The sequence below is a fragment of the Ramlibacter sp. genome (assembly GCF_035706265.1).
Classification (GTDB): Bacteria; Pseudomonadota; Gammaproteobacteria; order Burkholderiales; family Burkholderiaceae_C; genus Ramlibacter.
This window is the reverse complement of the sequence record NZ_DASSVG010000111.1, coordinates 1-11829: the sequence shown is the minus strand read 5'-3', so window position 1 is coordinate 11829 and position 11829 is coordinate 1. Positions and strand designations below refer to the sequence as shown.

The following is an 11829-nucleotide window of genomic DNA, read 5'->3' as shown; positions in this document are numbered from 1 at the left end:
GCCAAAGCCGCAAAAGGAATCCTTTAAAAGGATGTTCTTTTGCGGCTTTTGCGAGACTTTCGCGGCTTTTGCGTTAAACCTCTTCGACCAGGCACCGCCCGACGAAAAAGGGCACGGACCTCGCGGATCCGCGCCCCTCGCGGCGCGCGCGGTCTCAGTATTCCTGCAGCGTGCCGAAGCCCGAGCCGGGCTGGTCCACCGGGCGCTGCAGGCCCATCTTCTCGATGCGGTAGCGCATCATGTCGCGCGACAGGCCCAGCAGCTTGGCGGACTTGGTGACGTTCCAGCCGGTGCGCTCCAGCGTCTTCACGACCAGCGTGCGCTCCATCTCCGCCAGGTCCTGCATGTCCGTGCCGCCGTTGCTCTTGGGCACCGACATGCACGGCTGGTTGCAGCCCTTGAAGTCGCGCTCGAACTTCGACTCCGGCGCCAGGCTCGGGCACAGGGCCAGTTGCGCGGTGCTGATCACGTCGTTGGGCGCCAGCAGCACCGTCTGCTCCAGCATGTTGCGCATCTCGCGCACGTTGCCGGGCCAGAAGTATTCGAGCAGCTGCGCCTCGGCGTCCGGGCTGAAGCGCAGGTTGGGCTTGCCGTACCGGCGGCCGTGCGTCTGCAGGAAGTGGCGCGCCAGCAGCAGGATGTCGGTGCCGCGGTCGCGCAGCGCCGGCACGTTGACCGTGATGATGCGCAGGCGGAAATACAGGTCGCTGCGGAAGGTGCCCTGCTTCACCATGGCCGCCAGGTCGCGGTTGGTGGCGCTGATGATGCGCAGGTTGACCTTGCGCTCCTTCACGGCGCCGATGCGGCGCACCGTCTTTTCCTCCAGCAGCTTCAGCAGCTTGGCCTGCAGCGACAGGTCGATCTCGCCGATCTCGTCGAGGAACAGCGTGCCGCCGTCGGCCGCTTCCACCAGGCCGGTGCGGCGCTCCTTGGCGTCCGTGAAGGCGCCCTTCTCGTGGCCGAACAGCTCGGACTCGAGCAGGTGCGAGGGGATCGAGGCGCAGTTGATCTCGACGAAGGGCCCGGCGGCGCGGGCGCCGTCGAAGTGCATGGAGCGCGCCACCAGCTCCTTGCCGGTACCCGTCTCGCCGTGCACCAGCACCGCGGGCAGGTCGCCGTCGGCGACGCGGCGCTCGGCTTCCAGCACCTGGCGGATGGTGGCCTTCATCTCCTGCATGGCCGGCGATTCGCCGATCAGGGAGCTCAGGCCCGCGCCGCTGGCCTGGCGCTGCTGGTGGAACTGCAGCACCTGCTCCATCTTGGCCGCGCCGACCGCCCGCTCCAGCAGCAGGTTGAGTTCGGCCATCGACACCGGCTTGAGGATGTAGTCGTACGCGCCGGCCTTCATCGCCTGCACCGCGGTCTGGGCGCTGTCGTCGCCCGTCATCACGATGCACTTGGCCATCGGGTCGCTCTCGCGGAACTTCGTCAGCAGCTCGATGCCTGTCATGCGCGGCAGGCGCTGGTCCGTCACCACCGCATCGGGATGCAGCGTGTCGAACAGCCCCAGCGCTTCCTCGGCGGAGCCGCAGGCCTGCACCTCCCAGCCGTTGCGGGTCAGGTACGCGCTGATGTTGGCCTGCTGGATGGCGTCGTCTTCCACCACCAGTACGGTCTTGCCCATTGCTCTTTCCTATGCCTTGAAATGCAGGCGCACCTGCGTGCCGACATTCGGCTCGCTGCTCAGCGCCACGTAACCACCGAAGCGCTCCATCGCCCGCTTCACCATCGGCAGCCCCACCCCCAGCCCATGGGACTTGGTGGTATGGAACGGCCGGAAGGCGGACTCCATCTGCTGCTCCGTCATGCCCACCCCGGAATCGGCGAATACAAGATCCACGCCATCCGGGTTCTTCACCTTGCGCATCTCGATGCGCAGCTCCCCGCCGCGGGGCATGGCCTCCACCGCGTTGGAGACCACGCTGTGCAGCGCCTGCCGCAGCAGCGAGGTGTTGCCCTGCACCGCGTTGCCGCAGGCGGCCCCGCGCTCCCATACCACCCGCACCTTGGCGCGCTCGAAGGTCGGCGCGAAGGAGGCGAGCAGGCTGTCCAGCACGGCGCACAGGTCCACCGCCTCGGTTTCGCCGGCGATCGGGCGCGAGTACAGGAGCAATTCGCGCACCCACTGCGACAGGAAATCGACCTGGGTGATGATGTCCTGCGCGTTCTTGCGCACCGGCAGGTCGTCGGTGCAGGCGGCCAGTTCCGCGCTGGAGCGCACGCTCGCCAGCGGGTTGCGCAGGCTGTGCGCCAGCGCCGTGGCCATCTCGCCCGCGAACACCTGCGACTGCGCCTCCAGCAGCTGGCGCTGCTGCTGCGCCAGCACGCGCGAGCCGCGCCGCACGATGCTGAACAGGCCCAGGTAGATCACGAAGCCGCCCGCCAGCGTCGTCATCCACACCAGCACCTGGCCGGTGCGGATCGAGTCCATCAGGTGGCGCGGCTCCTTGTAGACCTCCACCACCGCCACGACCTCGCCCTTGGGATCGGTCAGCGGCACGTAGTTCTCGATGAAGAACTCCTTGGGTTCCACCACGAAGCGCTGTTCCGCCCGCTCCGACATGTTGCCGGCGTGGTGCTTGGCCACGTCCATCTTGGAGGCGAAGGCTTCGCGCAGCTCGTCGTTCTCGGTGGTGAAGGTGCCGATCAGGTCGCGGTTGGTGGACCAGACGATCTTGCCGTCGCGCGCGTAGACGCTCGTGAGCAGCACGTCCGGCAGGGTCTCGAGGTGCTCGTAGACCTCGGAACGGGCCTGCGCCACGACCTTGGGCGACAGGCCGGCCGTCCAGGTGTCGACGCGCGGGTCGAGGAAGGGCACCAGGCTCACCGCGCCGATCTGCGCCGCCTCCACGCCCAGGCAGTTGTAGATGAACTGGGCCGTCAGCAGCGCATCACGCTGCAGCGCCTGCTGCGTGACGAAATGCGACAGCACGGTACCGGTGACGGCGGCCACCGGCAGCAGCGCCGCGAGACTGGCGATCGAGAACCAGCGCAGCAGGTTGAAGGACCGCACGGGAGCGGCCGGCCGCGATTCCTTCGCACCTGGCGAAGCGGTCCGGACGGTGGCGCCAGCGGACGCGTATGCCGGCGCGGGCGCCGCCGTGGGCGCCGTGACTGCGCTGACCGCGCTTTCGGCGGCCGCGGCGAAGACGAGGTCGGGCGAAGCACGGCGCGGCCAGCGCCACCGATCGAGGCGCAGCACCGCTGGGAAACGCAAGCCACCGCCAGGCAGTCCGGCGAAGTGCTTCACGGAGATCCTCCTGCTTCGAAGGCCGGGCCCCCCTCGGTCCCGTCCTGGCCCAGTTCTCGCCTGAGCGATTTCATTATTAATGGCTTCGTGATGAACTTGCAATTCGTCACGTTCAACTCGGCACCAAAGTGCCAAAGATATGGACAGGCGGTGTGGCGCGCTCCGGCTTTGTGCCACTTGACAGAACCGCCCGTTCGAGGCTGAAAACAGTGGACTGCGCCGCGCCATGGCGGTTCCGGCGCGCCCCTGCTTGTAAGCAGAAGCACGCCGGAAAAGGGAATCCGACGCATCGGCGCTGCATGGGCGCATCATCCTTCTCTGCAATGCGCATGCCAGCCCCAAAAGGACGATCCGGGCCCGGAAACGAAAAAGCCCTGCTCGCAGGAGCAGGGCTTTCGTGAATCTGGCGGAGTGGACGGGACTCGAACCCGCGACCCCCGGCGTGACAGGCCGGTATTCTAACCGACTGAACTACCACTCCGCGTCGGGGCTGCTTCGCGCCCTTGCGGGCCAAGCGCAGCCAAACTTGGCGACCCTACGGGGATTCGAACCCCGGTACTCACCGTGAAAGGGTGATGTCCTAGGCCTCTAGACGATAGGGTCAAAACCTGGACCAAGCAAACGGAAAACCTGGTGGAGGTAAGCGGGATCGAACCGCTGACCTCTTGCATGCCATGCAAGCGCTCTCCCAGCTGAGCTATACCCCCCTCGGGATTTCCGTTCTCACTTTTCGCAAGACTGGCGGAGTGGACGGGACTCGAACCCGCGACCCCCGGCGTGACAGGCCGGTATTCTAACCGACTGAACTACCACTCCGCGTCGGAGCTGCTTCGCGCCCTTGCGGGCCAAGTGCAGCCAAACTTGGCGACCCTACGGGGATTCGAACCCCGGTACTCACCGTGAAAGGGTGATGTCCTAGGCCTCTAGACGATAGGGTCGAAACCTTGGGACGCACGCCCTGCGGACGCGCTACCTCTTCTCTTCTTCTCGACACTTGTGTGGTGGAGGTAAGCGGGATCGAACCGCTGACCTCTTGCATGCCATGCAAGCGCTCTCCCAGCTGAGCTATACCCCCTGCAGGTGTCGAGCCTTGAATTCTACACTGAAAAGTCAGGCGTTTCGAAGTCGCTCGACCACAACGTCGCGCTGGCTCAATGCGAGCACCGCATCCACCGAGGGCGTCTGCGCCGTGCCCATCACCAGCACGCGCACCGGCATCGCCAGTTGCGGCATCTTCAGGCCCGTGGCGCGCAGCGTTTCCTTGATCGCGAGCGCGATGTCCTCCTTGGTCCAGGGGCAGGACTCGAGCATCTTCGCCAGCATGCCGAGCGCGGGCCGCACGCCGTCGGTGATGTGCTTCTGCAACTCCGCCGGATCGGGCTGCACCTCGGTGTAGAAGCGCTGCGCCCAGTCGGCCAGCGCCACCAGGGTGTCGCAGCGGTCCTTCAGCAGGCCGCAGATCGCACTCAGGCGCGCATCGGCCTGCACGCCGCGCTGCTCCAGCAGGTCGCGCACGCGCAGCGCCAGCGCCTCGTCGCTGGCGAGCTTCATGTGCTGCGCGTTCACCCAGCGCAGCTTGGCCTCGTCGAACTGCGCGGCGCTGCGCCCCAGGTGCTCGAGGTCGAACCACTGCAGGAACTGCTCGCGGCTGAAGATCTCGTCGTCGCCGTGCGACCAGCCCAGGCGCGCCAGGTAGTTCACCATCGCGTCGGGCAGGAAGCCGGCGTCGCGGTACCAGGTGACCGGCTTGGCGCCGTGCCGCTTGCTCATCTTCTCGCCCTGCTCGTTCAGCACGGTGGGCAGGTGCGCGAACACCGGCGGCTCCTGGCCGAGGGCGCGGAAGATGTTGATCTGGCGCGGCGTGTTGTTCACGTGGTCGTCGCCGCGGATCACGTGGGTGATCTGCATGTCGATGTCGTCGACCACCACGCAGAAGTTGTAGGTGGGCGTGCCGTCGGGCCGCGCGATCACCAGGTCGTCGAGTTCGTCGTTGCGGATCTCGATGCGGCCCTTGACCTTGTCGTCCCAGCGGACCGTGCCCTCGAGGGGATTGCGGAAGCGCCACACCGGCTGCACGCCTTCAGGTACGGGGGGCAGCGTCTTGCCCGGCTCGGGGCGCCAGGTGCCGTCGTAGCGCGGCTTCTCCTTGGCGGCCATCTGCCGCTCGCGCAGGGCGTCGAGTTCCGCCACGCTCATGTAGCAGGGATAGACCAGCCCCTGCTCGCGCATCTGCGCCAGCACCTCGCGGTAGCGGTCCATGCGCTGCATCTGGTAGTAGGGCCCTTCGTCGGGGTCCAGGCCCAGCCAGCGCATGCCCTCGAGGATCACGTCCACCGCGGCCTGGGTGGAGCGCTCCAGGTCGGTGTCCTCGATGCGCAGGATGAAGGTGCCGCCCTGCGAGCGGGCGAAGGCCCACGGATAGAGGGCGGAGCGGATGTTGCCGAGGTGGATGAAGCCGGTCGGCGAAGGGGCGAAGCGGGTTCGGATTTTCACAGCTGTTCCAGGCCCCTCAGGAGGTCGTCCTGGATGTCGAGGGGATGTTCGAGGCCCACCGCCAGCCGGATCAGGCCCTGGCCGATGCCGGCCGCCTGGCGCTGCTCCTCGCTGAGGCGGCCGTGCGAGGTGGTGGCCGAGTGGCTGATGATGGTCTTGGTGTCGCCCAGGTTGGTGGCGATGCTCATGACCTGGGCGCTGTCGATCACCTTGAAGGCGTTGGCGCGCAGGCTGGCCGGGTCGCTGCCCTTGACGTCGAACGACACCACGGCGCCGCCCAGCCCCGACTGCTGGCGCATGGCCAGCGCGTGCTGCGGATGCGATTCCAGCCCCGGGTAGTACACCCGCGTCACGTTCGGATGCGCGGCGAGAAACTGCGCCACGGCCAGCGCGTTGGCGCACTGCTGCCGCATGCGGATGTCCAGCGTCTCCAGGCCCTTGAGCACCACCCAGGCATTGAACGGCGCCAGGCTCATGCCGGCGGTGCGCACGATCGGCGCGAACACCTCGTTGATCCAGCGCGCGGAGGAGCAGATGGCGCCGGCCATCACCCTGCCCTGGCCGTCCAGGTACTTGGTGCCGGAGTGGATCACGAAGTCCGCGCCCAGCTCGGTCGGCCGCTGCAGCACCGGCGAGCAGAAGCAGTTGTCCACGCACAGCAGCGCGCCGGCGCCGTGCGCCAGCTCCGCCAGCGCGCGGATGTCGCACACGTCGGTGAGCGGGTTGGTGGGCGTCTCGGCGAACAGCAGCTTCGTGTTCGGCTTGATCGCCTGCTGCCATTCCTGCAGCTCGGTCTGCGAGACGAAGGTGCTCTCCACCCCGAACTTGCCGAACTCCTTGGCGAACAGGTTCAGCGTGGAGCCGAACACCGAACGCGAGCAGACCACGTGGTCGCCCGCCTTGAGCACGCCCATGCAGAGCAGCAGGATGGCGGCCATGCCGGTGGAAGTCGCGATGGCGGCTTCGGTGCCTTCCAGCGCGGCCAGGCGCAGCTCGAAGCTGGTGGTCGTCGGGTTCGAAGTGCGGCCGTAGGTGTAGCCTTCCTGCGGGTTGGCGAAGCGGCGCGCCGAAGTCTCGGAGTCCGGTTGCACGAAGCCGCTGGTGAGGTACAGCGCCTCGGAGTTCTCGCCCCACTGGCTGGGGGGCAGCGCGGTGCGCACCGCCAGGGTCTCGCGGCGCAGGCCGGGGGGCAGGGTCTTGCCTTGCATGGTTCAGGCCTCCTGCGGGTTGGGGATGGACAGGCGCGAGGTCGTTTCCTCCAGCGGATCCTCCTGGCCGACGCGCGCCTCGTTGATGCGGGCGATGTCCTCGGGGTTGATGTCGCCGGTGACGTACACGCCGTCGAAGCAGGAGGCGTCGAAGCCGTCCAGCCGCGCGTTGAGCTTGCCGATGGCGTTCTTCATGCCTTCCACGTCCTGGTAGATCAGGGCGTCGCAGCCGATGATCTCGCGCACCTGTTCCACCGTGCGGCCGTGGGCCACCAGTTCGGTCGCCGTGGGCATGTCGATGCCGTACACGTTGGGGAAGCGCACCGGCGGCGCGGCGCTGGCCATGTAGACCTTGCGGGCGCCGGCGTCGCGCGCCATCTGCACGATCTCGCGGCTGGTGGTGCCGCGCACGATCGAGTCGTCCACCAGCAGCACGTTGCGGCCGGCGAATTCGCTCGCGATGGCGTTGAGCTTCTGCCGCACCGAGCGCTTGCGCACCGCCTGGCCCGGCATGATGAAGGTGCGGCCCACGTAGCGGTTCTTGACGAAGCCCTCGCGGTACGGGATGCCCAGGAGTTGCGCGAGCTGCATGGCGCTCGGGCGGCTCGATTCCGGGATCGGGATCACCACGTCGATCTCGTTGGGCGGCACGGTGGAGATCACGCGCTTGGCGAGCGTCTCGCCGAGGTTCAGGCGCGCCTGGTAGACCGAGATGCCGTCCAGCACCGAATCGGGCCGCGCGAGGTACACGTACTCGAAGATGCAGGGCGAGAGCTTCGGGTCCTGCGCGCACTGCGCGGCGTGCACCTGGCCCTGCATGTCCACGAACACGCACTCGCCGGGCGCGATGTCGCGCTCGAAGCGGTGGCCCGTGCCTTCCAGCGTGACCGATTCGCTCGCCACCATCACGGTGCCGTCGGCACCGACGCCGATGCACAGCGGCCGGATGCCGAACGGATCGCGGAAGGCCACCAGGCCATGGCCGGCGACCAGCGCCACCACCGCGTAGGAGCCGCGGATGCGCCGGTGGACGTTGGCCACCGCCGCGAACACGTCCTGCGGCGTCAGCGGCACGTTGCGCGTGGTGCGCTCCAGTTCGTGCGCGAACACGTTCACCAGCACCTCGGTGTCGCTCTCGGTGTTGATGTGGCGGTGGTCGGTGGAGAACAGTTCCGCCTTCAGCGCCTGCGCGTTGGTGAGGTTGCCGTTGTGCGCCAGCGTGATGCCGAAGGGCGCGTTGACGTAGAAGGGCTGGGCCTCCTCCTCGCTGTAGGCGTTGCCGGCGGTCGGATACCGCACCTGGCCCAGGCCCACGTTGCCCGGCAGCGCGCGCATGTTGCGGGTGCGGAACACGTCGCGCACCATGCCCTTGGCCTTGTGCATGTAGACCTTGCGGCCCTGCTGGGTGACGATGCCGGCGGCATCCTGTCCGCGGTGCTGCAGCAGCAGCAAGGCGTCGTAGATCAGCTGGTTGACCGGGCCCTGGCTGACGACCCCGACGATTCCGCACATAGTGTTTCGCTTTCCTTCACGCCGGCAGGTAGGCGCCGAACCGCTCGGGCACCACCGGCTTCAATCCACGCAAGGCCGCCGTCGCCACGCCGGCCGTCATCGATTCCGTCCACCAGGCACTCTCCTTCAGGCCGGTGAGGTGGACCACCACCGCGAGCACCAGCACGGCGACCGCGCCGCGCACCAGCCCGAAGATGCCGCCGAGGGCCCGGTCCACCGGGGCCAGGCCGACGGCGGCGACCAGTTTCTTCGTCAGCCACGTCAGCAGTCCGCCCGCGAACAGCGCCGCGATGAACACCACCGCGAACCCCGCAGCGTAGCGGATGGACTCGCCGGCGTGGCCCAGCGGCATCAGCGCGGCGGCGCGCGGCGCGAGCCACTGCGCCAGCAGGAAGGCCGCCAGCCAGTTCAGCACCGACAGGACTTCGTACACCAGCCCCCGCCACAGGCCCAGCAGCACCGACGCGGCCAGCACGGCGGCCACCACCCAGTCGAGCACCGCCACTACAGCGACAGGATCGCGGCCGGCAGCGCCAGGCTCTTGATCTTCTCCGCCGCGCGGTCGGCCTCGGCACGCGAGGCGAAGGGACCCGCCCGCACGCGGATGCGCGGCCCGTTCTTCGTTTCGGCGACGTTGGTGTAGTTCTTCAGCCCCGCGCGCTCCAGCTTCTGCTGGGCCGAGCGGGCCTTTTCCTTTTCCGCGAAGGCGCCGACCTGCACCACGTAGCGCGCGGCCGCATCGACCGACCGGCCTTCCAGCAGCGCCTGGGCCTTGGTCGCTTCCACCTTCGGTTCGGGCCGCGCTTCCTCGCGCGGTTCCGGCTTCTTCTCGGGGGCGCTCTCGGCCTTCGCCACCTTGGGCGGCTCGGTGCGGGCCACCTTGGGCGGCTCGGTCTTCGCGGGTGCCGGCGCGGCCACGACCGGCGGCTTGCTCTCCGCCGGCGGCAGGCCGGCCTCCTGCCGGGTCTCGGTGATCACCGGCGCGCTCGCCACCTTGCCGGCGACCGCCGGGGCCGGCGAAGCGGGCAGCGGCGGCAGCGGCTTGACCTTGTTGCGGTCGGGAATCTCGATCGGGATGTCCACCGCCACCGGGCGGGGCTGGGTGTCGAACAGCAGCGGGAAGCCGATCACGCCGACCAGCACCAGGACCACGGCGCCGATCAGGCGGTGGCGGGCGCGCCGCCGCATCGCTTCGATGCTTTCGGCGGGAGCCGACGCCGCCATCGGAGCGTCGGCCTTCTTGCGCAACTTGAACAAGGCCATCGGGAGGGGCTCAGCCCAGATGTTTGGAAGACAGGCGCGGCACGCCGTGCGTGAGCACACTGCCCACCGTGAAGAACGATCCGAACACGAGGATTCTATCAGTGGGCTCGGCCGCAGCCACGGCGGCCTGCAGGGCGTCCTGCGGGCTCGTGTGGGTGCTCGCGGACACGTCGCGCCGCTGCGGCATTGCCTGCCATTGCGCCAGCAGCGCCTGCGCGCTCGCCGCGCGCGGCGTGGGCAGGTCGGTGAAGTACCAGCGGTCCACCAGCGGGCCCATCTTCGCCAGCATGGCCGCGAGGTCCTTGTCCGCCATCGCGCCGAACACCCCGTGCGTGGCGGGGTAGAAGCCCATGGCATCGAGGTTGGCCGCGAGCGCCGCCACCGCGTGCGGGTTGTGCGCCACGTCCAGCACCAGCGCCGGCTGGCCGGGGATGATCTGGAAGCGGCCCGCCAGGTCGACCATCGCCAGGCCGTTGCGGATCGCCTGCGCCGTCACCGGCAGCCGCTGGCGCAGCGCGTCGAGCGCCGCCAGCACGCCGGAGGCATTGAGCAACTGGTTGGCACCGCGCAAAGCCGGATAGCCCAGGCCCGCATAGCGCCGCCCGCGCCCGGCCCACGCCCACTGCTGCTTGTCGCCGGAGAAATTGAAGTCGCGCCCCAGCAGCCAGAGGTCGGCGCCGAGCGCCTCGGCATGCTGGACCACGCTGTGCGGCGGCATCGGATCGCTCACCACGGCGGGCTTGCCGGGCCGCAGGATGCCGGCCTTCTCGCGGCCGATGGTCTCGCGGTCCGACCCCAGGAACTCGGCGTGGTCGACGTCGATGCTGGTGATGATCGCGCAGTCGGTGTCGATCACGTTCACGGCGTCGAGCCGGCCGCCGAGCCCCACTTCCAGGATCGCGACGTCGAGGCGGCTGGCCGCCATCAGGCTCAGGATCGCCAGCGTGGTGAACTCGAAGTAGGTGAGCGCCACGTCGTCGAGCGCGCGGGCCGCCTCGACGCGCTCGAAGTGCGGCAGCAGGTCCTGCTCCCTGGCGCTCTCGCCGGCGATGCGGCAGCGCTCCTCGAACTGCACCAGGTGCGGCGAGGTGTACACGCCGGTGCGCCAGCCGGCCTGCAGCGCGATGGCCTCCAGCATGGCGCAGGTGGAGCCCTTGCCGTTGGTGCCGGCCACGGTGATCACGGGGCACTCGAAGCGCAGCCCCAGGCGCGCGGCCACCTGTTCGACGCGGTCGAGGCCGAGCGCGATGTTCTTCGGATGCAGGCGCTCGCAATGCGCCAGCCAGTCGCTGAGGTTGTCCATCCCCCGATTGTCGCGGTTGGCCTCTGGCTATCCTGGCCGCAGGGTCGCGGTGGACCCCTGGCTATCATGGCCGCATGGTTCCCACCCTCTACGGCATCACCAACTGCGACACGGTGAAGAAGGCGCGCGCGTGGCTCGCGGACCAGGGCGTCGACTACGCGTTCCACGACTTCAAGAAGAGCGGCGTGCCGGCGCAGCACCTGGATGCGTGGCTGCGCACCGCCGGCTGGGAAAAGCTGCTGAACCGCCAGGGCAGCACCTGGCGCAAGCTGGAGGCGCAGGCGCAGTTGCGCGCCGGCAACGAGGCCGGTGCACGCGAGCTCATGCTGGCCCAGCCGAGCGTGATCAAGCGGCCGGTGGTGGAGTGGCCGGACGGCGCCGTGACCGTAGGGTTCGACGCCGCCGCGTGGCAGGCGCGAAAGAGTACCTGAGCCAGGTATTTTTACCGGCGCTTTACTGTAAAGCCTGCAAACGGCTGGGCCGCCTGTCTAGACTTTCAGCATCAGCAGTCCAGAACGAGTTCTTGCCATGAAACATACCGTCCTTCTTTCGGCCCTCGGCCTCGTGGCCTTCGGGGCCTCGGCGCAGGAAGTCGGCAACGTCATTTCGTCCCAGCCCGTGATCCAGCAGGTCGCCGTCCCGCGGCAGAACTGCGTGCCGGGCATGGTGCAGGCCCAGCCCCAGACTTCGGGCATGGGTGGCCTGGCGGGCGCCATCACCGGCGCCGCAGTGGGCAGCCAGATCGGCGGCGGCGCCGGCACCGCCGCGGCGATGCTGATCGGCACCGTCGGCGGCGCGCT

General features: G+C 68.6%; 9 protein-coding genes, 6 tRNA genes and 1 pseudogene. 2 read left to right on the top strand and 14 right to left on the bottom strand.

Annotated elements, in window-relative coordinates:
- Window positions 1-154 precede the first annotated feature (154 nt).
- The 14 genes from VFM98_RS04350 to folC form a co-directional block, all read right to left on the bottom strand.
- On the bottom strand, window positions 155-1624 hold the full coding sequence (locus VFM98_RS04350) for a sigma-54 dependent transcriptional regulator (RefSeq protein WP_325108670.1): 1470 nt from the start codon (window positions 1622-1624) through the stop codon (window positions 155-157).
- 9 nt (window positions 1625-1633) lie between these two features.
- Window positions 1634-3013: a HAMP domain-containing sensor histidine kinase gene (locus VFM98_RS04345; protein ID WP_325108669.1), complete on the bottom strand. Its 1380-nt coding sequence runs from the start codon at window positions 3011-3013 to the stop codon at window positions 1634-1636.
- A 641-nt stretch (window positions 3014-3654) separates the two neighbouring features.
- Window positions 3655-3731 (bottom strand) — tRNA-Asp (locus VFM98_RS04340).
- 46 nt (window positions 3732-3777) lie between these two features.
- Window positions 3778-3853, bottom strand: a tRNA-Glu gene (locus tag VFM98_RS04335).
- Between the two features lie 28 nt (window positions 3854-3881).
- A tRNA-Ala gene (locus tag VFM98_RS04330) sits at window positions 3882-3957 on the bottom strand.
- Window positions 3958-3989: 32 nt separating this feature from the next.
- Window positions 3990-4066: transfer RNA gene (locus VFM98_RS04325), tRNA-Asp, on the bottom strand.
- 46 nt (window positions 4067-4112) lie between these two features.
- Window positions 4113-4188: transfer RNA gene (locus tag VFM98_RS04320), tRNA-Glu, on the bottom strand.
- Between the two features lie 61 nt (window positions 4189-4249).
- Window positions 4250-4325, bottom strand: a tRNA-Ala gene (locus VFM98_RS04315).
- Between the two features lie 35 nt (window positions 4326-4360).
- Complete coding sequence (gene gltX, locus VFM98_RS04310; RefSeq protein ID WP_325108668.1) at window positions 4361-5743, bottom strand: glutamate--tRNA ligase; 1383 nt, start codon at window positions 5741-5743, stop codon at window positions 4361-4363.
- Complete coding sequence (locus VFM98_RS04305) at window positions 5740-6951, bottom strand: O-succinylhomoserine sulfhydrylase (protein ID WP_325108667.1); 1212 nt, start codon at window positions 6949-6951, stop codon at window positions 5740-5742. The genes gltX and VFM98_RS04305 overlap by 4 nt, the downstream gene beginning before the upstream one ends.
- A gap of 3 nt (window positions 6952-6954) precedes the next feature.
- The gene (gene purF / locus VFM98_RS04300) at window positions 6955-8463 is read right to left on the bottom strand and encodes an amidophosphoribosyltransferase (protein WP_325108666.1); all 1509 of its coding nucleotides are present in this window, start codon (window positions 8461-8463) and stop codon (window positions 6955-6957) included.
- 16 nt (window positions 8464-8479) lie between these two features.
- Window positions 8480-8968 (bottom strand): CvpA family protein, encoded by a 489-nt coding sequence (locus VFM98_RS04295; RefSeq protein WP_325108665.1) that lies wholly within the window; start codon window positions 8966-8968, stop codon window positions 8480-8482.
- Complete coding sequence (locus tag VFM98_RS04290) at window positions 8968-9726, bottom strand: SPOR domain-containing protein (protein WP_325108664.1); 759 nt, start codon at window positions 9724-9726, stop codon at window positions 8968-8970. The genes VFM98_RS04295 and VFM98_RS04290 overlap by 1 nt, the downstream gene beginning before the upstream one ends.
- Before the next feature lie 10 nt (window positions 9727-9736).
- Window positions 9737-11029 carry a bifunctional tetrahydrofolate synthase/dihydrofolate synthase gene (gene folC, locus VFM98_RS04285; RefSeq protein ID WP_325108663.1) on the bottom strand — a complete coding sequence of 431 codons (1293 nt, stop codon included), beginning with the start codon at window positions 11027-11029 and terminating at the stop codon, window positions 9737-9739.
- A 74-nt stretch (window positions 11030-11103) separates the two neighbouring features.
- Between folC and VFM98_RS04280 the strand changes: the two genes are divergently transcribed.
- Together VFM98_RS04280 and VFM98_RS04275 are read left to right on the top strand one after the other, a co-directional pair.
- The gene (locus VFM98_RS04280) at window positions 11104-11460 is read left to right on the top strand and encodes an ArsC family reductase (RefSeq protein WP_325108662.1); all 357 of its coding nucleotides are present in this window, start codon (window positions 11104-11106) and stop codon (window positions 11458-11460) included.
- A gap of 97 nt (window positions 11461-11557) precedes the next feature.
- Window positions 11558-11829, top strand: a pseudogene (locus VFM98_RS04275) (hypothetical protein); the annotation flags it as partial.